24 protein-coding genes and 1 tRNA gene are annotated in these 22,485 nt (G+C 33.2%); 14 read left to right on the top strand and 11 right to left on the bottom strand.

Annotated elements, in window-relative coordinates; translation table 11 throughout:
- Window positions 1–13 precede the first annotated feature (13 nt).
- On the top strand, window positions 14–286 hold the full coding sequence (locus LNP81_RS00960; protein ID WP_017498096.1) for an HU family DNA-binding protein: 273 nt from the start codon (window positions 14–16) through the stop codon (window positions 284–286).
- A gap of 128 nt (window positions 287–414) precedes the next feature.
- Window positions 415–975, top strand: a complete 561-nt coding sequence (locus tag LNP81_RS00965; RefSeq protein ID WP_230032757.1) for a YqgE/AlgH family protein — start codon at window positions 415–417, stop codon at window positions 973–975.
- Here LNP81_RS00965 and LNP81_RS00970 read toward each other — a convergent pair.
- On the bottom strand, window positions 972–1,811 hold the full coding sequence (locus tag LNP81_RS00970) for an aminotransferase class IV (RefSeq protein WP_230032760.1): 840 nt from the start codon (window positions 1,809–1,811) through the stop codon (window positions 972–974). The two genes, LNP81_RS00965 and LNP81_RS00970, sit on opposite strands and share 4 nt — an antisense overlap.
- 54 nt (window positions 1,812–1,865) lie before the next feature.
- On the bottom strand, window positions 1,866–2,258 hold the full coding sequence (locus LNP81_RS00975; RefSeq protein WP_026984135.1) for an START-like domain-containing protein: 393 nt from the start codon (window positions 2,256–2,258) through the stop codon (window positions 1,866–1,868).
- A gap of 153 nt (window positions 2,259–2,411) precedes the next feature.
- Between LNP81_RS00975 and LNP81_RS00980 the strand changes: the two genes are divergently transcribed.
- The 4 genes from LNP81_RS00980 (at window position 2,412) to LNP81_RS00995 (ending at window position 5,119) form a co-directional block, all read left to right on the top strand.
- Window positions 2,412–2,485, top strand: a tRNA-Met gene (locus tag LNP81_RS00980).
- A 147-nt stretch (window positions 2,486–2,632) separates the two neighbouring features.
- Window positions 2,633–2,911, top strand: a complete 279-nt coding sequence (locus LNP81_RS00985) for a serine integrase family protein (protein WP_230032761.1) — start codon at window positions 2,633–2,635, stop codon at window positions 2,909–2,911.
- A 405-nt stretch (window positions 2,912–3,316) separates the two neighbouring features.
- Complete coding sequence (locus tag LNP81_RS00990) at window positions 3,317–3,760, top strand: hypothetical protein (protein ID WP_230032763.1); 444 nt, start codon at window positions 3,317–3,319, stop codon at window positions 3,758–3,760.
- Window positions 3,761–3,790: 30 nt separating this feature from the next.
- Window positions 3,791–5,119, top strand: a complete 1,329-nt coding sequence (locus LNP81_RS00995) for a HEPN domain-containing protein (protein WP_230032765.1) — start codon at window positions 3,791–3,793, stop codon at window positions 5,117–5,119.
- Between the two features lie 306 nt (window positions 5,120–5,425).
- Here the strand turns inward: LNP81_RS00995 and LNP81_RS01000 are convergent, their stop codons facing one another.
- From LNP81_RS01000 to LNP81_RS01010, 3 genes are read right to left on the bottom strand one after another with little or no spacing between them, the layout of a single operon-like run.
- Window positions 5,426–6,043, bottom strand: coding sequence for an alpha/beta hydrolase (locus LNP81_RS01000; protein ID WP_230032769.1), 618 nt, complete (start codon window positions 6,041–6,043; stop codon window positions 5,426–5,428).
- An 11-nt stretch (window positions 6,044–6,054) separates the two neighbouring features.
- The gene (locus LNP81_RS01005) at window positions 6,055–6,345 is read right to left on the bottom strand and encodes a GNAT family N-acetyltransferase (RefSeq protein ID WP_230032771.1); all 291 of its coding nucleotides are present in this window, start codon (window positions 6,343–6,345) and stop codon (window positions 6,055–6,057) included.
- Between the two features lie 38 nt (window positions 6,346–6,383).
- Complete coding sequence (locus LNP81_RS01010) at window positions 6,384–7,322, bottom strand: ring-cleaving dioxygenase (RefSeq protein WP_230032772.1); 939 nt, start codon at window positions 7,320–7,322, stop codon at window positions 6,384–6,386.
- Between the two features lie 317 nt (window positions 7,323–7,639).
- Here LNP81_RS01010 and LNP81_RS01015 point away from each other — a divergent pair, with 317 nt between their 5' ends.
- The 6 genes from LNP81_RS01015 to map all read left to right on the top strand — a co-directional run bounded on the left by LNP81_RS01015 (window position 7,640) and on the right by map (window position 12,376).
- Complete coding sequence (locus LNP81_RS01015) at window positions 7,640–7,897, top strand: hypothetical protein (RefSeq protein ID WP_056195817.1); 258 nt, start codon at window positions 7,640–7,642, stop codon at window positions 7,895–7,897.
- A gap of 39 nt (window positions 7,898–7,936) precedes the next feature.
- Window positions 7,937–8,815: an AraC family transcriptional regulator gene (locus LNP81_RS01020; protein ID WP_230032774.1), complete on the top strand. Its 879-nt coding sequence runs from the start codon at window positions 7,937–7,939 to the stop codon at window positions 8,813–8,815.
- Between the two features lie 68 nt (window positions 8,816–8,883).
- A complete protein-coding gene (locus tag LNP81_RS01025; RefSeq protein WP_230032776.1) occupies window positions 8,884–10,053 on the top strand; it encodes an iron-containing alcohol dehydrogenase in 1,170 nt (389 codons plus the stop codon).
- Window positions 10,054–10,313: 260 nt separating this feature from the next.
- A complete protein-coding gene (locus tag LNP81_RS01030) occupies window positions 10,314–10,676 on the top strand; it encodes a nuclear transport factor 2 family protein (protein WP_230032778.1) in 363 nt (120 codons plus the stop codon).
- A gap of 72 nt (window positions 10,677–10,748) precedes the next feature.
- Entirely contained in the window at window positions 10,749–11,573 is an 825-nt protein-coding gene (locus LNP81_RS01035; protein WP_230032780.1) for an SIR2 family NAD-dependent protein deacylase, read from the top strand.
- 38 nt (window positions 11,574–11,611) lie between these two features.
- Window positions 11,612–12,376, top strand: a complete 765-nt coding sequence (map, locus tag LNP81_RS01040; RefSeq protein WP_230032786.1) for a type I methionyl aminopeptidase — start codon at window positions 11,612–11,614, stop codon at window positions 12,374–12,376.
- Window positions 12,377–12,634: 258 nt separating this feature from the next.
- Here the strand turns inward: map and LNP81_RS01045 are convergent, their stop codons facing one another.
- Window positions 12,635–13,615 (bottom strand): aldo/keto reductase, encoded by a 981-nt coding sequence (locus tag LNP81_RS01045; protein WP_230032787.1) that lies wholly within the window; start codon window positions 13,613–13,615, stop codon window positions 12,635–12,637.
- Between the two features lie 189 nt (window positions 13,616–13,804).
- Here LNP81_RS01045 and LNP81_RS01050 point away from each other — a divergent pair, with 189 nt between their 5' ends.
- Together LNP81_RS01050 and LNP81_RS01055 are read left to right on the top strand one after the other, a co-directional pair.
- A complete protein-coding gene (locus LNP81_RS01050) occupies window positions 13,805–14,701 on the top strand; it encodes a helix-turn-helix domain-containing protein (RefSeq protein WP_230032788.1) in 897 nt (298 codons plus the stop codon).
- 18 nt (window positions 14,702–14,719) lie between these two features.
- Entirely contained in the window at window positions 14,720–16,300 is a 1,581-nt protein-coding gene (locus LNP81_RS01055) for a Na+/H+ antiporter (RefSeq protein WP_230032789.1), read from the top strand.
- 26 nt (window positions 16,301–16,326) lie between these two features.
- Here the strand turns inward: LNP81_RS01055 and LNP81_RS01060 are convergent, their stop codons facing one another.
- The 5 genes from LNP81_RS01060 to LNP81_RS01080 all read right to left on the bottom strand — a co-directional run bounded on the left by LNP81_RS01060 (window position 16,327) and on the right by LNP81_RS01080 (window position 22,429).
- On the bottom strand, window positions 16,327–17,109 hold the full coding sequence (locus LNP81_RS01060) for a TIGR03915 family putative DNA repair protein (protein WP_230032790.1): 783 nt from the start codon (window positions 17,107–17,109) through the stop codon (window positions 16,327–16,329).
- A gap of 224 nt (window positions 17,110–17,333) precedes the next feature.
- Window positions 17,334–18,593, bottom strand: a complete 1,260-nt coding sequence (locus tag LNP81_RS01065; protein WP_230032791.1) for a putative DNA modification/repair radical SAM protein — start codon at window positions 18,591–18,593, stop codon at window positions 17,334–17,336.
- A 139-nt stretch (window positions 18,594–18,732) separates the two neighbouring features.
- Window positions 18,733–19,458, bottom strand: a complete 726-nt coding sequence (locus LNP81_RS01070; protein ID WP_230032795.1) for a siderophore-interacting protein — start codon at window positions 19,456–19,458, stop codon at window positions 18,733–18,735.
- 79 nt (window positions 19,459–19,537) lie between these two features.
- Complete coding sequence (locus LNP81_RS01075; protein ID WP_230032797.1) at window positions 19,538–20,386, bottom strand: helix-turn-helix domain-containing protein; 849 nt, start codon at window positions 20,384–20,386, stop codon at window positions 19,538–19,540.
- 180 nt (window positions 20,387–20,566) lie between these two features.
- Window positions 20,567–22,429 (bottom strand): TonB-dependent receptor plug domain-containing protein, encoded by a 1,863-nt coding sequence (locus LNP81_RS01080; RefSeq protein WP_230032798.1) that lies wholly within the window; start codon window positions 22,427–22,429, stop codon window positions 20,567–20,569.
- Window positions 22,430–22,485 lie beyond the last annotated feature (56 nt).

Below are 22,485 nucleotides of genomic sequence, written 5' to 3' on the forward strand. Positions count from 1 at the left end.
ATAACTAATTATTATGAACAAATCAGAATTAATCGATGCTATCGCTGCTGATGCAGGAATCACAAAAGCTGCGGCAAAATTAGCTTTAGAGTCATTTTTAGGAAACGTAGGAGCTACTTTGAAAAAAGGTGGTAGAGTTTCTTTAGTAGGTTTTGGATCTTGGTCAGTATCTGCCAGAGCTGCTAGAGACGGAAGAAATCCTCAAACAGGAAAAACTATTCAAATCGCTGCTAAAAATGTTGTAAAATTCAAAGCCGGAGCTGAATTAGAAGGTGCAGTGAACTAAGTAAGAAAGTTCTCTAAACTTATAATATAATCAAAACCCTCCTCATGGAGGGTTTTTTTGTGCGGTTTAACGATTTTATTTGGGATTTTAAAAATTTTATGATTAAATTTAATAAAAATTGTAGCCGTATGATTTCAGAAAAATTAAAAAAAGGACACCTGCTTATTGCTGAACCTTCTATAATTGGAGATTTATCTTTTAATAGATCGGTAATTTTATTAGCAGACCATAACAAAGAAGGATCAATAGGTTTTATCATTAATAAACCGTTAAAGTATACTATTAATGATTTAATTCCTGAAATTGACGCCAGTTTCAAAATATATAACGGCGGCCCTGTTGAACAGGACAACCTGTATTTTATTCACAATATCCCAGAATTGATTCCAAATAGTGTTGAGATTTCAAATGGGATTTATTGGGGAGGTGATTTCGAATCGACAAAAGACTTAATAAACGACGGATCTATTGGCAAAAACAATATTCGCTTTTTCTTAGGTTATACTGGTTGGGACGAAAATCAGCTTGAGAATGAAATGCAAGGCAACTCCTGGATCATCACTGATAATAGTTATAAAAATAAAATTATCGGAAAGTCGACCACTCATTTTTGGAAAGAGCAAATTATTGAGCTCGGAGGCGATTATCTTATTTGGTCGAATGCACCTGAAAATCCGTATCTGAATTAATTTTCAGATATAGATTCATTCAGTTTTTGCACTAATAAATGAGCCAGATTACTTGTAAACTCCTTTTTTCGATACTTAGTTATCGGTTGTATCCCCGTGATTACATTTGTCAGAAATAATTCATCAGCTTTTTGAAGATCAAATGGTGAAATTATTTCTTCTACTACTTCTATGCCTTCTACTTTTTTAGCCAAAACTAATATTTGTTTACGCATAATACCGTTTAAACAACCTTCAGAAATTGGCGGCGTGATCATTTTTTTACCCACAACCATAAACAGATTACCTTGTAATGCTTCGACAACATTTTTAGTATCATTAACTAAAAGACAGTTAGCCAGACCATTTTCATGAGCAAAAATGCTTCCGGTAACATTTATCATCTTATTAGTCGTTTTAATCGACGATAATAACTGTTTAGTTACATAGAAGTCTTTATACAAATCGACTTCATATTCTCCAACATTTAGCACATAAGAAGTGCTTTCAAGCGCAGTTGCGTGAATTAAAAACGAAACTTCATTGGTTTTTGGCAAATACAAACCTCCATCATTTCTAAAGACAGTAATTCTGGCTCTTGCCGAAGAAGATATTTTTTTTTGATTGACAAGACTTAAAACCTGTTCTTCAAAATATTCCATTGTAAAATTCATGGGAATCTCCATTCGAACCACACGCATCGAAGCCATTAATCTAAAATAATGATCTTCAAGAAACAAGATTTTATTATTGACTATTTTTAGTGTTTCAAAAACACCATCTCCATACAAAAAAGCACGATTTTGAGTTAATATATTGTCGTCTTGTGCTACTATGTTTCCGTTAAAATTGATCATAAAAAAACCCTGAATTTTGTTCAGGGCAAATATAAGGTATAAAATAGAATTTTACTAAACAGATCCTATAAGATGTTTCAGGTCTGAGATCTGATTCTCCCACAATTGTTTAGCTTCTCCTACCTCTTCTTTTTCTGCAAAATCGACTACCATTAATGATACATCTTTAGTCAGTTCATCGACTAAGATATGCAATTCAAAAAAGTATTCCGTATCCTTACTGCTTTCGTCAACCCATTTGAATTTTACTTTTTCTCCCGTTTTTTTAGAAGCCAAACGCGCTTTTTCCTGCGAGTCATTCCAGATAAAAGTGAAAAATTCGCCTCGTGAGTTTACATTGTCTGCAAACCATTCTGACAAACCTGACGGTGTTGATATATATTGATATAATAATTGCGGCGAAGAATTTATAGGAAACTCGATTTCGTAACGTATTTTTGGATCCATGTGCTACTTTTAATTTTTTCGAAATATAAGAATATATGTTCAAAAACAAGACATTTTTAAAAAATTTATTTTTTCTTCATTTTATTCTTGGAAGCTTTAATAATATTTCTATCTTTGCACCCGCAATGAGGAACACGGTTCACTTGCAATCTTGGCGAGGTAGCTCAGTTGGTTAGAGCGCAGGATTCATAACCCTGAGGTCACGGGTTCAACTCCCGTCCTCGCTACAAAAAACAAACCCCTAAACATCAAATGTTTAGGGGTTTTTTATTGGAGTTTTGTTTCGAAAACGCCTATTATACACTCTTAAATGTACATGTAGAAAACATTTGCATATATTAAATCATTGAAACAAACCTAATTCCATATTCAAAATGATTAGTGATGTTTTAAGCAACGTTGCAGAAATGGAAAGAACTTCTTTATTAGAAAGACAGAAAGAAGGTATTTTAATTGCGAAAGCTAAAGGAACTTACAAAGGCAGACAATTGAACACTATTGAAAGACCTCAACAATTCTTGTCACAATACAATCAATCACATTTAGAATTAATCAAAGACAAAAATTATTCAATTAGAAAACTCGCATCTATTACCAATTTATCAAACAATACAATCGTTAAGATTAAGAAAATATTAGACAAAGTCGAATAATAAAGATTTAACAACGAATAAATTAATAAATTGCGATTAAAATACAATTTATGGACATTAGTAATCATATCAAAAACAATAAAAATTGGTGGTTCAAAGTTTTATTATCCTCTTTTGTTATTAGCTTAATTTTTCCTGTTACACTATATAAAAATAAATCATCAACTTACAACGTCATTACTAATAGTTTTGGTTCAATTGTTGGAGGTCTAGTATTCTTTATCCTTGCATATTTAATTACCAGATTGTTAAAGAAAAGACTTAGTGAGAATCAAATTAAAACTGTTCTACTCATAAGTTTTAGCTTTTGGTGGATTCTTCAAATACTGAATCACTATAATTTCAAAATAGCTTTATAATAATATGAATATCATGTCATAAAAACCATTATCTAAAAACTATAAGATGGGAAAAAACTATTTAATTGCAATCACAATATTATTTTTCAGTTTATCAACTGGAATAAAAGCTCAATCAGTAACTGTTACTAAAGTTTTACATTATCTTGAAATTCAAAATCAAATTGAAATTGAAAAAGATTTAATAAAAGTTGGCTTTAAGTTCAATAAGAAAAGGAGCGAATCAAATATGACGCAATATTCATATTACAAAGCAGATAATTATGGTTTACAAAAAATAAGTATTTTCAATAATGATGAGCTTTTTAGTATTGTTTACCACCCTGTGCCAGATTTTTACTTGTCTATGAAAGAAATAATGCTAAAGAAGGTAGATTTTACTTATGCATATACTAATAAGGATACTAAATTCTATGAAAGCAATAATATGAGAATAGGAATTAATGACAAACATGAAACGGTATCATTCTTTGTAAAATTAAATGAATAGAATCATTATTCTAGTTAACAAAATATAATCATGAATATTCCAGACAGAAAAAAAGACTATTTAGATAAAGAAATCTTTGAGATTATATCTCTAGTAGAAATCTCCGAAGTTCCAACAATAAATAAAGTAGAATTTGTACCATTTGATAAAGATGAGAACATATTGGATTTATCTGATAAATTTGTTGGTGCATCAATATCTTATGAAATGCTCGGCACTGAAATTATCTCAATCAAACATTCCAATGACAAACATTGTCGTGAACTAAAAAATGACATCTTTAAACGTTACGAAAAACTTGTAGATACTATTCATAAATCTTCAGAAATCAATCCTTTTGTAAGTAGGAAATTCATATTTGACATTTCATTCGATTACCTTATTAAATCACATACCGAGAAAAGAAGCGAAGGGAATTTCTCTGACTATATTATTGATAAAATTGAAGCGGAAATAAAAGAATATAAAATTTATTTTTCTGTCGAACATCTAGAAATTTTTAAACCTATAAAAATTGGAAAAGTTGAGATTTCAAAACTTGAACCAAATCTCTTCGTTGAAGACAAATCTCGTCAAAATTTAGAAACCGTAAAATCATTCAACGAAAAATTTAGAAGGAAAATTTTTGCATCTTGTATAATTAAAGCCGAAAAAGATAAAGCAATTGAGTTAGCTCTTAAAGAGTGTAGTTTATCAATTGATATAATTAAAATCTGTAGCGATACTATTCACGACCCAAAAACTAAAATTAGTTTTGATATAGATTCTAGATTATCAGAATCATTTACGGCGGAAACTATTGTTAGTAATATAAATAAACAAAATGACCTAAACATTATTAATCATAGAATTCCAAACTACCATCAATTAACTGAAGATTATCTAAGAAGATTATCTCTTAGAAATCTTGGGTTTTTCAATAACTTTCTTACGCATTTGGGTGACGAAAAAACAGAGTTACAAAACCTCTTAATCAATGCAATAAGAAGACTGGCAAAAGCCTTAACAACTACAAACCTAAATCAAAGAATTGTAGAACTATTCACTATCATGGAATCACTATTAGTCCCAAACTCTCATGCAAATATCCTAGAAAGTCTTACAAAATATTGCTCAAAAATTGTCTACATTGAGAGAGAAGAAAGACTAAATCTAATTAAGCTTATAAAAAAAATGTATGAAGTTAGAAGCGCATATGTTCATCACGCCGTAGAGACAGATTTTGAAATAGACGATTTGCGGAATATTCAAACCACCGTTCATACTTTAATTGGTAAACTAATTGAAAGAAGTTATAAATTCACACAGAAATCTGAAATTTTGAAAGAAATCGACGATGCAATTCTTGATGCTTATTAACAATTTTAATAAATAGAAAGTACATTAATGAAACTAATATTTGATACTCAAATTGAATTAATAAAAGAATAATTTAAACTTGTAAAACAAGGAGTGACGAAAACAGCTAAAAACAGCAGAAAACCAATCTACAGCAAAAACACAACTACCTATAAAAAAAATTGATTACAAAAAAAAGAATGAAATTTCAATTTTCATAAACCTGAGGTGATAGATTCATGTCCAGCCTTAGCTACAAAAAACAAACTCTTACTCATCAACTGATTAAGGGTTTGTTTCTTACATCAATTCCATCTTAAAATCATATTACTTTCCAAAAATAAGTTCATTTACCAAATCTATTTCGTCCTGACTTATGGTATGTCCCATATTTTCATAGATTTTTTTAGTAACATTTGCTCCCATTTTTTTTAAAAGCGCTTCTGATTCATTTACTCTTTCAACAGGTACGTGAAAATCGGGATCGCTGGTACCGATGAAAATTGGTGTGTTTTCGAAGTTTCCTTCGTAATGATTTTCATAAACCTTATCGCCAATAAGTCCGCCGGTAAATGCTACAACACCTCCGTATTTAGCCGCATTTCTGGCAGTAAATTCTAAAGCCAGACAAGCTCCCTGAGAAAATCCAAGAAAATAGATATTCTCTTTTTCAATTCCGTTTTGCTGAATTGCAACAACAACGTTATGAATAGCTTCTAATGATTTTGAAAATGAAGGCTCATTTTCATTAATAGGTGCTAAAAAAGAATAAGGATACCAGGTTCTATTTTCTGCCTGAGGGGCAACCAAGGCAAAATCATCGACCTTGAGATGTTTTGAAATCGAAAGAATATCATGAGCGCTTGCACCACGTCCGTGAATCATGATAAGCGCCTTTTTAGCATCATTTAAAGGCACACCGTCTGTTATAGTCTCTATATTCATAAGTTCTAAGTTTATTTTTTCCAGATATCCTGATATTCATCCGGATGTTTTTTGAATTGTGCATGCACATACGGACAAAGCGGCAAGACCATCAAATTATTGGCACTTACGTACGACGTCATTTCGTCTAAAAGTTTCTTTGCATATCCCTTTCCTTCTCCTTCAGGTTCAACACCAGTGTGGTAAACCGTCAGCAAATCAGGCTTAATGCTTACTGTCATTTCGCCCAGCTTTTTATCATCAACATAAAGATTAAAGGCTCCATGCTTTTTCTCGTCTAATTCCAGTTTTATTGTTTCCATATATTTTTTCTTAAGAATCTAATTTACAAATTTTTAGCTTAATTAATTTTAACCAAATGATTTTCAATACTTGCTCTTTGAGATTCGTATTGTGCGGGAAGTTTTAAGTTCTGACCTAATTCTTCTAAGCTTTCATCAACTGTAAATCCTGGATTATCAGTGGCAATTTCAAACAAAACTCCACCTGGCTCTCTAAAATATAGCGAATGGAAATATTGTCTGTCTATTTGTGGTGTAATTGACAATCCGTAAGCTTCGATTTTTCCACGGAAGTGCATTAAAATTTCGTCATTTTTTACACGGAAAGCCACATGGTGAACAGTTCCATTTGCATTTAAACCACGTTTTTCATCAGCTAATTCTACCAAGTCAACAATTGCGGCATTTTCTACTGCATCTGTTGCATAACGATAACGGTTTACATCCTGATCAATCAATTTGTAACCAAATATTTCTGTTAAGATTGCTGCAGTTGGTTGAATGTCATTTAAAGTCAGCGTAATATTATGAAAACCTTTTGTTGCTACGTCAGCTTTTACTTCATCTGTTTCCCAACCTTTTCTGTTGTCTCCTGTTTTAGATTCGATTAACTCTAATTTTAACCCGTCCGGATCAAGGAAAGTAAGATATTTTTCGCCGAATTTTTCTGCCGGTTTATTGTAGATTACATTATATTGTTCAAAACGTTTCTGCCAGAAATCAAGACTTCCTTTAGGAACAGAATAACCAATTTCTGTCGCCATTCCGGATCCTTTTCGTCCTTGTTGAATTCCTTCTCCCCAAGGAAAAAAGGTTAAGATAGTTCCTGCGCTTCCCAATTCATCGCCAAAGTAAAAATGATATGTTCCCGGGTCATCAAAATTCACTGTTTTTTTGATAAATCTTAATCCGAGTATTTTTGAATAAAAATCGAAATTACGTTTAGCGTCGCCTGCAATGGCAGTAATATGGTGTAAGCCTAAAATTTTATTTTCCATGATATTTTATGTATTAAGTTGTTTTGATTTTCTTTTACAAATTTACCTCAGCTCTCACTGTTTCTCTGTTAACCTAGATTAAGAAATAAAACTCAGAATGAATAAAATACTAAAGTCAATTTTAGTCCTAAATTGTTCTTCATATAAAAGATAAGGTTTTATATCAAAAGTGTAATCTATCACGTTAAGATCAAAAATAAACTCTTTCAAATCCTTATTATCAAAAACTTTTCTTTACACATAAAAAAACATAAAAAATAATAATGCTAATTGGGGTTAAAGTCCCATTTTTGTAAAATAATTAATGCGCTAACAATATGGATATAGTTAAATTTAAAATCACATCAAAAACGATAAAAGTAGAAGTACGCAATTCGAATAATTATGTTTTTAATTTTAATACTGCTTTAGAAATTGAAAAAGAAGACAGGGATGTTTTATTGAAACTTTACAATGCATTAGACATTCTTTTTAAGAAAGAAACTCCTTCTGAAGTAAAAAACTATATTTCGCCCAACCAAACCAATATCCTGGATCAGATTTCTGCCGTTGATGGTTTAGAAGAGGAAAAATAATAGCAATTTAGCTAACAGCTGTTAAACATTATAGTATTAATGAATTTAAAAAGGTTAGAGATCAAGAAAAATATTCAAAAGCCTGAAGACAAAAATTTGTCATTCCGTGTGTTTGAATTAGATGAGTCTACTATTAAATATTATCTTGAACCACACAAAAACGATCACTTTTGTATTATCATTTTAGAAACTGGTAAAATAAATTTACAAATAGAGGAGAAAATACATTTCTTAAAAGCCGGCAAAATTTCGACCATTTTTCCTGATCAAATTTATTTCGTATCAAATGCAACTGCTGACATTACAGGCAAAATTATTTTATTTGAAGAAGTATTGTTTTGTTCTGATATATTAAAAAATGAATTAAGCTCTTACAATGTCAACCTTTCTGTAAATCTAAATTGCACAGCGCTTTCCGGTCATGAGTTTGAACTCGCCATGACACTGGTAAAAAAAATTCAAAATATTTATAACAATCCCAGTCTTGTAAAAAAAGAACAGGCTCGTTTTTATATCAAAATATTTTTGTTGGGAATTATAGAATCAATTCACGGTCAGCATCCTGTGTTGCATCAAAAAACAAATCAACATACTTATATCGATTTTAAAAAGCTTTTGAATGAGCAATATAAAACAGAAAGAACCGTGCAATACTATGCATCAAAACTTCTGATTACTCCCAAAAAACTCAATGCAATAACAAAAAAACATTGTGGTGAAACGGCTATAAATGCGATTCATAACCGTATCCTGACAGAAATTAAGAGACAATTACTCTTTTCTGATCTTTCTCATAAAGAGATTGCATTCGATTTGGGATTTAGCTCTCCTTCGGCACTTAATAAATTTGTGCGCGCCAAGCTCAAAGAAACTCCTACTGAACTTCAACAGGAATTGGCGCAAATTTATACCGCATAGTCTTGTTTGTATAACACCCGCCCCTGCCTGTGTATTTAACTTTGCCTCAATAATTAAATACTATAAAAATGAGCAAATTATTTATTGCAGGAGAAGTTTTCCATGGTCCGGGAAGCCTTGAGGAATTGAAAAATATAAAAGGTAAAAAAGCTTTTGTGGTAACTGGCGGAAGTTCTATGAAAAAAAGCGGAACGCTGGATAAAGCGATAGCTTTTTTGAACGAAGCAGGAATTGAAACTATGATTTTTGATGGTGTTGAAGAAGATCCGTCATCTGCAACAAGTTTTAAAGGTGCAAAAGCGATGCTTGAATTTCAACCAGACTGGATCGTAGGTATTGGCGGATGTTCTGCTATTGATGCTGCCAAAACGATGTGGATTTTTTACGAACATCCTGAAGTTGAATTTGATTCTCTTATAAAACCTTTTAGTGTACCTGTACTTAGAAACAAAGCTAAATTTATTGCAATTCCTTCTACTAGCGGAACCGGAACTGAAACAACTGGTTTAGCTGTAATTACTGATCGCGAAAAAGGAGTTAAATATCCAATTGTATCTTATGAATTAACTCCGGATGTTGCCATAATTGATGGAGAAATTTGTGCTTCGATGCCTGCGCATGTTACATCAAATACAGGACTGGATGCATTGACACATTGTGTTGAAGCGTATGTTTCTAATATTGACGACAATTTTGCTGATGTACTGGCAAAAGGCGGATTAGAAATTGTTTTTGATAATCTGGAAGAAGCGGTAAAAAATCCTTCGAATATTACAGCACGTCAAAACATGCACGATGCTTCTTTTATGGGAGGTCTGGCTTTTAACAACGCATGGTTAGGAATTGTTCACTCATTATCTCATCAGGTTGGAGCGCTATACGGTATTCCTCACGGATGCGCAAATGCAATTTTCCTTCCTAATGTTATTCGTTATAATGGTGTAGCTACGGATAAATTTCCTTCATTGGCAAAAGTGATTGGTTTACAAACTGCCGAAGAATTGGCACAGGCAATTGAAGGATTAAGAAAAAAAGTAAACAACATTTCTTCGCTTAAAGAGTTTGGAATTTCAAAAGAAGACTGGGACAAAAACCTGGATTACATAGCAAACAATGCATTAATTGATCCATGTACAGGTTTTAATCCTCGAGTAACAACTTTAGAAGATTTAAAAGACATTTATAATGCTTGTTACGAAGGTATTGTATATGCTAATGATGCAATAGCAGTAAACTAATTTCTGTAAAACGGAAAAAAGTTAATGATCAACCGTTGATATAATACATTCAACTGTTTTTTACCAATAGAAAGCCTGAAAGATTTATATTTTTCAGGCTTTTTTTTGTGATAAAGAATAATCCTAAAAATACTATATCTGCTACAACTGGATTTTTACTTTATATGCTGCCTCTTACACATTCGTTCAAATTATTATTGAATTATTTTTATATTAGCAAAAACAAAAAGTTCTTTTTAACTCTTTCAAAAAACACAGCAATGGCAAATCAATTTGAAGATACAATCAAAAAGGCATATTCTGCTTTTAACGAAAGAAACATTGACAACGCCTTATCGACAATGCAAAAAGATGTGCAATGGTCTAAAGCCTGGGAAGGCGGCTACATAAGCGGGCACAATGAAATCAAGGAATACTGGACCAGACAATGGACAGAAATAAATCCAAAAGTGGAACCTATTGGTTTTGATGAAAGAGAAAACGGAAGCCTGGAAGTTAAGGTGCATCAAAACGTACAAGATTTACAAGGCGGTTTAATCTTTGACGGATTGGTAAAACATGTTTACACTTTTCAGGACGGATTGATCAAAACGATGGACATAGAACTGGTAGAAAATAATTAATTTTGTATTAATAAATTCATTTCAAATTCTTAAAGACAAAACTTAGTTCTTTTATAGAATAAAAATCAAAGTATGGAAGAACAACTTTATGAAATAATAAAGAAGGTTTATGATAAAAACAACAGAAATTTGTTCACCTTTCTAACTGGTGCCGGAATTTCTGCTGATAGCGGAATACCTACTTACAGAGGAATAGACGGAATATGGATAAAAGGAACACAATTTCATAAACCGGAGGAATTTGGAACTTATAAATATTTTAAAGAACACCCGGAAGAGGTTTGGCAGTATTCTCTTTTTAGAAAAAAAATGTTTGAAAGCGCTAAACCCAACGAAAGTCATCGCGAAATAGTGGAAATTGAAAATCTGTTGGAAGACAAATTTCATTTAATAACTCAAAATATAGACAATTTACACAGACGCTCGGGAACAAAGAGAATTTACGAAATTCATGGCAACAACAGAGAGATTAAATGTTCTAATAGCTGTAAAGAAATAGTACATCTTCCTGATGAAATAAAAGGAAAAGATATCGATGAAGATTTAACCGCAACCGATATTGAACTACTAAAATGCAAAGAATGCGGCAGCTGGATGAGACCAAATATTTTATGGTTTGATGAGCGTTATGATGAGAAAACAAACAAAAGATTTAGTTCTTTGAAGATTGCTAAAAATTCAGGTATTCTTTTTATTGTTGGTACTTCCGGCGCAACAAATTTACCAATGGCAATTGCTGAAACAACTTTAAAATATGGAGGAACAATTGTTGATATTAACACCGAGGATAATTTGTTTACAAAATTAATTAAAGACAAGAAAAATAAAATTATTATTCGTGGCACCTCAACGGAAAATCTTAAAACAATAAAAGAAATCTTTAAGAACATCTGTTAGGATTAAACGAAAATTAAAAAATCAGAAAAAACAAAATCATGTCAATAAAACAAGAGTCAGAATTAATAGGAATGCAAAAGGCAAGTGAAGCTGTAGCTTATACTTTGAAAGAAATGAGAAACTTTGCCAAAGCAGGAATGACAACAAAGGAATTAGACGATTATGGCGGAAAAATCCTGAACGAATTAGGGGCAAAATCGGCACCGTATTTAACGTATGGTTTTCCGGGATGGACTTGCATTAGTGTAAATAATGAATTTTGTCACGGTATTCCGTCAGATAAAAGAATTCTTAACGAAGGTGATTTAATCAACATTGATGTTTCGGCAGAACTGGATGGTTTTTGGTCAGATAACGGAGGTTCGTTTGTGATTGGCGAAGATGTAAACGGACACCAGAAACTGGTTGATGCATCAAAAGATATTTTACAAAAAGCAATAGATAATATAAAAGGCGGAGTAAAGATTTCTGAAATAGGATATCTTATCGAAACTGAAGCTAAAAAAAGAGGTTACAAAGTAATCAAAAATCTGGGCGGACACGGTATTGGAAGAAGCTTACACGAGCAACCGGATGAATTATTAAACTATAAAAACCGATTTGATCAAAGACGTTTCAAAAAGGATTCGGTTGTAGCGATTGAAACTTTTATCTCAACCTCATCTTCTCTTGCTGTAGAACTTAATGACGGTTGGACAATGGTAGGCAATAAAGGCGGACATATGGCACAACACGAACATACGATTGTGGTTACGAACGGTAAACCTATTATTTTGACCGAAATGAACGGAATTTGGAACTAACAGATTTTAAACGTTACTAAAAAACAAACCCCTTAAATAGTATTTATTTAAGGGGTTTGTCTTTTTAAGAATAAAATCAATTTAACACATAGAAACATAGGTTACAGAAATGTAAAAGAAGATACAAAAAGAAACTAGTTTCTTCACACATAGTCCCGATAGCTATCGGGATTAATTAATGCTAGTAAAACGCCTTTATAACTTTACAAAATCTATGTTTCTATGTGTTAAAAAAATTATACCAAGTTTTTTACTTTTTTATTTGTCTACCGATTTTTGCAATTGTGCAGGATATCGATCTCCTTGTATCGTGGTTTGAGCAAAAGCATCATCAATGTTTTTAATATCTTCTACAGATAATTTAATCGAAGCCCCACCAATATTTTCTGTTAATCGGTGTGATTTTGTCGTTCCCGGAATTGGTGCAATCCACGTTTTTTGCGCCAATAACCAGCCTAATGCAATTTGTGCAGGAGTTGCTTGTTTTTGAGAAGCAATGGCAGATAATAAATCAACTAATTTTTGATTGGCTTTTCTGTTTTCTTCACTAAAACGAGGTAAGGTATTTCTAAAATCCGTCGCTTCAAAACTGGTGCTTTCTGTAATTGCTCCCGTTAGAAACCCTCTTCCTAAAGGACTAAAGGGCACAAAACCAATTCCTAATTCTTCGAGGGTTGGCAAAATTTCTACTTCAGGTTCTCTCCACCAAATCGAATATTCACTTTGTAAAGCAGATATGGGCTGAACCGCATGCGCTTTTCGAATAGAGGTTACACCTGCTTCAGACATTCCAAAATATTTTACTTTTCCTTCCTGAATAAGATCTTTCACCGTTCCGGCAACATCTTCAATTGGTACATTTTGATCTACCCTATGTTGATAAAATAAATCAATAACATCCGTTTTCATGCGTCTTAAAGATTCTTCGGCCACAGCCCTGATATTTTCAGGTCGGCTATCTTGTCCGTTAAACGCCTGCCCGTCTTTAAAACCAAATTTAGTAGCAATAACCACTTCTTTTCTAAATGGGCTTAAAGCTTCCCCTACCAATTCTTCGTTGGCAATACCATACGCTTCGGCAGTATCAAAAAAGGTAATTCCCTGTTCGTAGGCTTCTCTAATTATTTTTATAGCATGTTGTTTCTCTATTTGGGCACCATAAGCAAAACTTAATCCCATACAACCCAATCCCAGTGCAGAAACTTCTAAACCCTGAGTTCCTAATATTCTCTTTTCCATAATTTTATTTTAAAATAGTGATCTGATATGTTTAGTAACATTTTTAATACTACAAATTTCCTCCAATAATCTCAGTTACCTATAATACAGATTACTGCTATTATAACCATTTTTACTGATTTGCATAATCACGCTAAGTTATTAAAAATCTGAGTAGTATATTTGTGTGTATAATTTCACAGACGCATCATGGATCCTATTATTAAACTCGAAAAAGTTACACAATACAATCAATTGAAAGATGTTGAAACACAGCATCCTTTAATAAGTGTTTTTGATAATTCTAATAGTAAAGCACTCCCTAATCATACCCGAATACATTTTAATTTTTATGCTATATTTTTAAAAGCCGGAAATTGCGGTGAATTAAAATACGGGCGTAACAATTACGATTATGATGATGGTACAATGGTTTTTGTAGCACCGGGACAAGTACTCGAGGTTAATAATACTGATAATTATAAATCTACGGGCTTAACATTACTTTTTCATCCTGATCTGATAAAAGGAACTTCACTGGCAAAAAACATAAGTCAATATTCTTTCTTTTCTTACGACTCACACGAAGCACTGCATTTATCTTTGAAAGAACAGCAAATAATAAAAGATTTATTTAGTAAATTAGAATACGAATTAAGCCAGTCGATCGATAAACACAGCAAAAGCATCATCACTAATAATATTGAGTTGTTGCTCAATTATTGTGTGCGTTTTTATGACAGGCAATTTATCACCAGAGAAAATATCAATACTGATGTTTTATCGAAATTTGAAAATTTGTTAAACGAATATTTTTTATCTGAAATTGCAAAAGATTCAGGATTGCCTTCTGTTGGCTATTTTGCAGATCGTTTGCATCTTTCTGCTAATTATTTTGGAGATTTAATTAAAAAAGAAACAGGCAAATCTGCTCAGGAACACATTCAGTTAAAATTAATTACCTTAGCGAAAGAACGAATTTTTGATACTGATAAATCGGTTAGTCAAATCGCATTTGAACTGGGTTTTAAATATCCGCAGCATTTTAATCGAATGTTTAAAAAGAACACGGGTTATACCCCAATTGAATACAGAAGTTTAAACTAAAATCCATAAACCAAAAGAATGCTCGAGAATTTCCCTTTTTATTTAGGTCTGTTAATTATCATTATATTACTGATAATGTTAGCTAATAAAATAAAAGTAGCTTATCCAATATTATTAGTATTGGCTGGATTGGCTATCAGTTTTATTCCAAAAGTACCTTTAATACAAATCGAACCTGATCTTATCTTCTTTATATTTCTGCCGCCATTGTTGTACGAAGCGGCATGGACAGTTTCATGGAAAGAAATGTGGCGTTGGCGACGCATTATTACCAGTTTTGCCTTTGTCGTTGTTTTTCTCTCGGCCCTATCTGTAGCATTAGTTGCTAATTATATTATACCGGGATTTTCATTAGCATTGGGTTTTGTCCTGGGCGGAATTGTATCTCCTCCTGATGCGGTAAGTGCCGGTGCTATTTTGAAATTTGTAAAAGTGCCCAAAACTATTTCATCGATTTTAGAAGGCGAAAGTTTACTAAATGATGCTTCTTCCTTAATTATTTTCAGATTTGCAATGATTGCCGTCGCGACAGAGCAATTTATATTTTATAAAGCCGCAGTAAGTTTTAGCTGGATGATTTTTGGCGGAGTTGGAATTGGTCTATTAATTGGATGGATTTTTATGAAGGCGCACAAATATTTGCCCACAGATGCCAATGTAGATATCGTTTTATCATTAGCTACACCCTATATTATTTACCTCGCTGCCGAAGAGGTGCACAGTTCAGGTGTATTGGCCGTAGTGTGTGGCGGATTGCTATTGTCTAATAACCGACACCGATTTTTGAGCAGCAGATCTCGTTTGCAGGGCATAAATGTTTGGCAGAGTCTTACTTTTATCCTTAATGGTTTTGTGTTTATGCTTATTGGCTTAGATCTGCCGCAAATTACAAACGGACTTAAAGTCGAAGCTGTTAGCATTTCGTCGGCAATTGGTTATGGCGTTCTGATAACATTTGTTTTAATCATCAGTAGAATTATATCCTCTTATGGCGCTGTTGTCGTGACACTCATTGCGCGTAATTTTATTACCGTTGCCGATAGCAGAAATCCGGGTTACAAAACTCCATTTATATTGGGTTGGACGGGAATGAGAGGTGTGGTATCATTAGCCGCTGCCTTGTCTATACCTGTCTATTTGGATAATGGAAACGGTTTTCCGCAGCGAAATCTTATTTTGTTTATCACTTTTATCGTTATTCTTTTAACGCTGGTCATTCAGGGATTAACATTACCTTATTTCATTAAAAAAATTAATCTTACAGATGTTTATGATCCGTTACCAAAAGAAGAAGTTCATAATAACCTGCGTCACGAATTGGCTGAATTTGCTTTAAATTATCTTAAAACCAATTATAGCGATCAGATCGAAAACAATACTTCGTTACAACATCTTATTCACAAATGGGAACAATACAGTAACGGCATTGATGATGAAGCAATAGGCCAGGAACTTAAAGTAATTTATCTTGATTTATTAAACAAGCAAAGACAATGGCTGATCGCTAAAAATAAAGAAGATCAAACGCTGGATGAAACCATTATTAGACGCCAAATGCATTATTTAGATATTGAAGAAGAAAAATTGCGTTACCTCTAAAAGACATTTATTAAAGTTTTACACTACTAAATGCGACCCTTGATATCCGGAATTTTCTCCGTCAGGTTTTTCCAGTATCGTTTTGGCATGTGCTGCAAATGAAGTTTTGTATTTTTTCGGGATTCAATATTAACACTCTTGAAATAATTGCGCCATAAATCCTGAAAAAGTTCTTCGCCTTCATCGCCTATTTCAGCTAAAAACTTAGAGGAATTAGATTCAGTATTAAATTGTAATGCTACAGTCGAAACATTTTTAAGATCATAATAAATACCATATTTACGTTTGGAATCATAAATTAACCAGCGCTGATCAGCGTAACGGCTTTTAAAATGATTTTCTATAAGGGGCAAAACATTGCAATCCGGTTCGACGATTGCATAATACAATTGGTCTTTTGTTAATTGAAACCTGACGAATGCCTCCATTCGATGTGATTCTTTTCCGGTTAGTCTAATGGCTTTTCGCAGTTCTAAAACATCATTATTACTAAAATCGTCTTCAACATTTACAGTACTTGAGAGTACATACGCTACATATCGAAACATGATTTCTTCAATCTTATTGGTTTCTGATAAAAAGGCATTATACAAACCCTGAAATCCATTTTTCGAAAGGCGTTTTTGTAATCCGCTTAAAACGCGCTTTACTTTTACCTCATCTGTAATCACTGTATGATTGGTAGAAAAAAGCAAATCGGCAGAAGCTTCGTTTTTGGCAAAAACAATATCCTGCAATTTATATTCATAAATTTCGAATACGGCTGTAACCCAGCCTTCATAAGTTCCATCGTAAATTACCTGTGTCATTCTAATTTTATTCCGTAATTGTGATTACTTCGTCTATTCGGTTGCTCGATATTAAACAAATAGAAACATAGATTTTATATGCAAAAAAGGATACAAAAAAGAAATACATTTCTTTCACATAGTCCCGAAGCTTCGGGATGCATTCTAATCAAGTGAAACACCTGTTTAAATAAAAAAAGCTATGTTTCTATGGGTTAAAAATTAAGCCCATTGCATTTAATTAACTAAAATAAAGCAAGTTGATTCGAAAAGTCATTCTTGTATTTACTCTTTTGAGTATTTAGAATATGATCCTTGATTTGAATAGAAGTTAAATCTTTTTGTAATTGAAAAGGCGTTGCAAATGCCAGAAAATATTTGGCGCGCGTGTAGGCGATTCCTAATTTCTGTAAATCCTGAGGAACTAGTTTTTTAAATTTTCTTGCTGCAACAATTTTTTTTGCACTCAAAAAACCAATACCCGGAATACGTTTAATCAGTTCGAGATCGGCAGTATTTACATCAACCGGAAACTGATTCATATTACGCAACGCCCAACCTAATTTTGGGTCGATATCAAGATCCAGATTAGGCTGATCAAAACCCACGATTTCATTTACATTAAATCCGTACAAACGAATTAACCAATCGGCCTGATACAAACGGTTTTCGCGAATCACAGGAACCGGAGTTCCTATTGCAGGAAGTCTGGTATCATAACTTATGGGTACATATCCGGAATAATACACGCGTCGCATGTTCATTTGATCATAAAAATAATTGGCCATTCCCAGAATTTCCATATCATTTTCCTGGGTTGCACCAATCACCATTTGCGTGCTTTGTCCTGCCGGAGCAAAAATTGGCGCTTTGTAATTGAGTTTTTTCTCTTCTTTGTGACCAACAATTTCATTTTTCAGATATTCCATTGGTTTGATCACATCGATATGATTTTTATCGGGCGCCAATAATTTCAGGCTTTTTTCTGTTGGCATTTCGACATTTACGCTCAAACGATCCGCGTACATTCCGGCTTGTTGCAGTAATTCATCGCTGGCTCCCGGAATGGCTTTAAGATGTATATAGCCATTAAAATTTTCTTCTAATCGTAATTTCTTGGCAATCCTCACCAAACGTTCCATCGTATAGTCCGGATTATCAAAGATGCCGGAACTCAAAAACAAACCTTCTATGTAATTTCTTCTGTAAAAACCAATCGTAAGATCGACCACTTCCTGCACTGTAAAAGCAGCGCGTTTTACATCGTTACTTTTTCGGCTTACGCAATACGCGCAGTCAAAAATGCAATGGTTGGTCAGTAAAATTTTCAGCAACGAAACACAACGGCCATCTTCGGTATACGAATGACAAATACCATATCCTTTTGCATTTCCTAATCCGTTATCCTTATTTTTTCGATTGCTTTGACTTGACGAACATGAAACATCATATTTCGCCGCATCAGCCAAAATCGACAACTTCTCCATCACTCTTTCATGTACCATTTTGAGCCTTTTTTTGTGGTTAAAAAACTAAATTTGTTTCACCTCAAAACTACTCTTTTATGATGCAAAAGATCTGAAATTGATTGTTCTAAATTGTATCAAAATTAAGTTATACAACTTCAACTCTTTGATTATGTGATTATAATCCAATTTTCCCTTCAGCCCAATAAGCCTGAGTGTAGATTTTTTTATTGAGAACACCTTTTTCTTTTAAGACTTTTCTAAACGCCTGAATAGACCTGGCATTTCCCATTAAATAAAATTGTCCGTGTTGCCATAAATCCCAAATTTTAGCATCTAATTTATTTAGTGTTTCTATTGCAAATTCGGCTTTGTTGGCAGACTTTGGAACAATATCAACCGAAAAACCTAACTTATCAGCAACTTCCATATCATCAGGATCCAGTTCTAAAATACCGAGATAATTATTTTCATTGGCATTTATTTCATCCTTAAAACTTTTAAAAACACTAATGCAGGTTTCATCTCCATAAAAAAACTGATACTTTTCTTCTTTTTTAAAAAATTCAAAACCTCGTGGCATTCCCACCGTTATTTGATCATCAGGTTTTAGGTTTTCGACAAAATAACTTCCGGGGCCATTTTTATGTATATGAAAAATAACTTCAAATGTTCCTTTTTCGCTATTCCATTTACTGGGCGTATAATTTCGGTAATTGGTATCATCAATCCTGATAATTATGGCCTGGCCAATTTTAAAATTGATGTGCGGAAAATGACCTTTGAACCTGATTCTCTTTATATTTTGGCTCAACATTTTAGTATCGGTAACTTTTACTTTGCAAATTTTACTGCTAAAGGCAAGTTCCATAAAATCTCCAATAATTTTAGGCATCGAATTCATAATGGTATGTTTTAATTTCAATGCAAAATTGAAACTAAAACCTAAAAAACAGGTTGCAGAAGAAATAGGGATGATTGGACTATTCGCGGAATTTCAATCGAAAGGCTAACGGGGTTTCGCCGGTTATTTTTTTGAATAATCTCGAAAAATAAGTATGGTCTTCATATCCTAACATGAAAGCGATCTCTTTGACATCATATTCTGTATAATACAAAAATCGCTGTGCCTCTAAAATCATCGCATTTTGTAACCAATACGTAACGGATTTACCGGTCGAAGCATTCACACAATAATTCAAATGCGAAGTAGTAATGTTCAGTTTTTCAGCAAAAAAGGACGGGCTTTCTAAAAAGGTAGCATCAGAAATTAATTGTTTAAAATTAGAATAAATCAGCATCGATTGATTTTTAAGTTCTGATACCGAAGTACTAGATGCTGAATAAATATTGACAAAACGGTAAACCAGAGCACTAAAAACACCATTGACAATAGCGGTTTTATTCGAAATCGCTTTTTCGAAAGAACTATGTAGTAACGTAACGTTTTGCAGAAGATCCTTCTTCTCGAGTTTATCAATTTTGTTGAACTGATCTGTAATTTTCAGGTTCTCAAAAACAGCTGCACAATCATTCGGAATTAAAAATGGGGCGACACTAATATAGTATCCAGCTGCATCCGGCGAAACCATTTTTGGCGCATGAATCTGAAAAGGTTTGACTATTGCAATACTTAGCGCACTTGCTTTTACCTCTATCATGTCACACTCCATGATCATTTTTCCTTTGGTCAATACAAACAAAATATAAAAATCATCGCGATGCGTTCCTAATTTATTTATGGATTCTGAATCTACTCCCAATAAAGATAATTCGGCGATATAAATACCACCAACTGCTTCTGAACTCTGATTGTAAACAGGAATTTTCAAATTGTATTTTTTGGAGTTATGAATAACGCGTAAATTCTAAACGATGAGGTTTGTACAAACTTAGAAAATTAATCCTAAACTAATTATCGATATCAAACAATCTGTTTTTAAAAGCAAAATCCCTTTAACCATCAACTGATTAAAGGGATTTTATATTTTATTTTAAAAAAGTAAAAAAGCTTAGAAAGTTACAAATTTCACTCCAAGACTAAACCATCTTGAAGGAAGCGGCACCGCACCTACTTCATAATAAGTCGCATTAAAAATGTTTTGAGCATCTACATATACCGTTACTTTTTTGATCGATTGACTTACTCTAAAATCATTTACCCAATAAGATGGTCCGGTTACTCTTTGACTGAAACGGGTTGCGAATAAAGCGGTAAAATTTTTATGTTGAAAATCTATTGTATTGGTTACCTGATGTTCCAGAGATGAAACCAAATACTTCGCATAAACAGTCGAAATTACATCCTGAAATTTAAAATCAAGATAAGAATATGCCAGATTGATATTCAACTTAGAATCATTAGAAAAACTCACTCTGTAATTGGTACGTAGATTAAAACCATTGGTATTCAGGTTTCCGTAATTGTTACTTTGCCAAGGCTCAGTTGTTACGTTTCTTGTCCAGTCGATAAAATTGCTGATCTTTCTGAAGAAATAATTAGCATTAAAACTAAAATCTCTCTTAATATATTTAAATCCTATTTCACTCTGAAAAGCATTTTCGGTATCCAGATTAGCGTTACCAATATTTCCCGGACGTTGGTTAAGATATAAATCCGTAAACGAAGGAATACGCTGGCTTGTGCCAATATTTCCGATGATCTTAAAAACATCTGTTATGGCATAACTTGCATCTAATCCTGGGTAAGCCTGCCATTTATAATCAGAATTATAATTGACATAGGTTCCAAAATTTACATCAAGCTTATCGATAAAAGTCGTTCTATATTGCAGATAAATTCCATAATTGTCGCGATTATGATCTCCAATATTAGACGAACTAATATCTTCCGTTCTCACTTCGGCCCCAAAGCCTAATTCTCCCTTTTCCATTTTATACGTAGTATTCAATTCTGCTGCAACTGAGTTGGTATAATGCTGACTCCTACCTGCATTTAAGTTCGAAATTCCGTAATAACGGTAATCATCATAATTGTATCTGTAACTTACTCTAGGCATCAAAGTCCATTTTTCAGACAGCTGATGTTTCGATTGTACCGATGCAAAAGTTGTTTGTACCACTTCGCTTGAGTTTTTATCTCCCGGCGCTGCATAAAATCCGTTGGCACCAAAACCATTCTTGATATAACCAAATGAAGTTAAAATTTCGTTGGCATTATTTAACTGATAATTACCCTGATAGAATATTTTATTATTTTCGAAAGCCGTATTATAGCGGTATCCGTTGCTTTTATCGTGCGAAGCAAAAAGCGAATGTTGCTGTTTCTCTTTGCTTAAAACACCACCAACCTGAATTCCGGTTCCGTAAAAGGTATCGCCCGTATCTTGTGTATCTTTTTCGAAGTTCGAACCTGCATAAGTATTGACTAAAAACCCGGATTGCGTTGGTTTTTTGGTAATAATATTAATCGCTCCGGTTAAACTATTTACGCCATAGGTAAGCGCAGCCGGCCCGCGAATGATTTCAATTCTTTCGATTACCTCAACCGGAATAGGCAGATTCAGCATATTGTGCGCGGTTTGAGAATCTATTATTTTGGTTCCGTTTATAAGTACAACGGTTTGTTCGAAGCTTCCTCCGTCTACACTTACATCGGCCTGACTTCCAAAAGGGCCTCTTTGTCTCAGGTCAACTCCGTTTGCATATTGCAGAATTTCCTGAACGGATCGTCCCGGTAATTTTGCAATTGTAGCCTGATCAATTACATATACGTTTCTGTTTTTCTTGGATATTGGTGTACTAAACCTGTTTTCATGAATAATTACTTCATCAATATTAATGGTATCTTTTTGCACCTGAGCTTGTAAACTAACACTTAATAGAGTCAGTGCAGCAAAATAAAGTTTTGTCATTTGTTTTAATTTTTTGCAAAAGTAGTATCTTGCCGTACTACTAATGTATACCAGTT

This window comes from Flavobacterium piscisymbiosum, from assembly GCF_020905295.1.
GTDB classification, from domain to species: domain Bacteria; phylum Bacteroidota; class Bacteroidia; order Flavobacteriales; family Flavobacteriaceae; genus Flavobacterium; species Flavobacterium piscisymbiosum.

Bases quoted from the DNA above. Each gene is read 5' to 3' on its own strand.
- LNP81_RS00960 (WP_017498096.1), top strand. From the start codon at position 14: ATGAACAAATCAGAATTAATCGATGCTATCGCTGCTGATGCAGGAATC.
- LNP81_RS00965 (WP_230032757.1), top strand. From the start codon at position 415: ATGATTTCAGAAAAATTAAAAAAAGGACACCTGCTTATTGCTGAACCT.
- LNP81_RS00970 (WP_230032760.1), bottom strand. From the start codon at position 1,811: ATGATCAATTTTAACGGAAACATAGTAGCACAAGACGACAATATATTA.
- LNP81_RS00975 (WP_026984135.1), bottom strand. From the start codon at position 2,258: ATGGATCCAAAAATACGTTACGAAATCGAGTTTCCTATAAATTCTTCG.
- LNP81_RS00985 (WP_230032761.1), top strand. From the start codon at position 2,633: ATGATTAGTGATGTTTTAAGCAACGTTGCAGAAATGGAAAGAACTTCT.
- LNP81_RS00990 (WP_230032763.1), top strand. From the start codon at position 3,317: ATGGGAAAAAACTATTTAATTGCAATCACAATATTATTTTTCAGTTTA.
- LNP81_RS00995 (WP_230032765.1), top strand. From the start codon at position 3,791: ATGAATATTCCAGACAGAAAAAAAGACTATTTAGATAAAGAAATCTTT.
- LNP81_RS01000 (WP_230032769.1), bottom strand. From the start codon at position 6,043: ATGAATATAGAGACTATAACAGACGGTGTGCCTTTAAATGATGCTAAA.
- LNP81_RS01005 (WP_230032771.1), bottom strand. From the start codon at position 6,345: ATGGAAACAATAAAACTGGAATTAGACGAGAAAAAGCATGGAGCCTTT.
- LNP81_RS01010 (WP_230032772.1), bottom strand. From the start codon at position 7,322: ATGGAAAATAAAATTTTAGGCTTACACCATATTACTGCCATTGCAGGC.
- LNP81_RS01015 (WP_056195817.1), top strand. From the start codon at position 7,640: ATGGATATAGTTAAATTTAAAATCACATCAAAAACGATAAAAGTAGAA.
- LNP81_RS01020 (WP_230032774.1), top strand. From the start codon at position 7,937: ATGAATTTAAAAAGGTTAGAGATCAAGAAAAATATTCAAAAGCCTGAA.
- LNP81_RS01025 (WP_230032776.1), top strand. From the start codon at position 8,884: ATGAGCAAATTATTTATTGCAGGAGAAGTTTTCCATGGTCCGGGAAGC.
- LNP81_RS01030 (WP_230032778.1), top strand. From the start codon at position 10,314: ATGGCAAATCAATTTGAAGATACAATCAAAAAGGCATATTCTGCTTTT.
- LNP81_RS01035 (WP_230032780.1), top strand. From the start codon at position 10,749: ATGGAAGAACAACTTTATGAAATAATAAAGAAGGTTTATGATAAAAAC.
- map (WP_230032786.1), top strand. From the start codon at position 11,612: ATGTCAATAAAACAAGAGTCAGAATTAATAGGAATGCAAAAGGCAAGT.
- LNP81_RS01045 (WP_230032787.1), bottom strand. From the start codon at position 13,615: ATGGAAAAGAGAATATTAGGAACTCAGGGTTTAGAAGTTTCTGCACTG.
- LNP81_RS01050 (WP_230032788.1), top strand. From the start codon at position 13,805: ATGGATCCTATTATTAAACTCGAAAAAGTTACACAATACAATCAATTG.
- LNP81_RS01055 (WP_230032789.1), top strand. From the start codon at position 14,720: ATGCTCGAGAATTTCCCTTTTTATTTAGGTCTGTTAATTATCATTATA.
- LNP81_RS01060 (WP_230032790.1), bottom strand. From the start codon at position 17,109: ATGACACAGGTAATTTACGATGGAACTTATGAAGGCTGGGTTACAGCC.
- LNP81_RS01065 (WP_230032791.1), bottom strand. From the start codon at position 18,593: ATGGTACATGAAAGAGTGATGGAGAAGTTGTCGATTTTGGCTGATGCG.
- LNP81_RS01070 (WP_230032795.1), bottom strand. From the start codon at position 19,458: ATGAATTCGATGCCTAAAATTATTGGAGATTTTATGGAACTTGCCTTT.
- LNP81_RS01080 (WP_230032798.1), bottom strand. From the start codon at position 22,429: ATGACAAAACTTTATTTTGCTGCACTGACTCTATTAAGTGTTAGTTTA.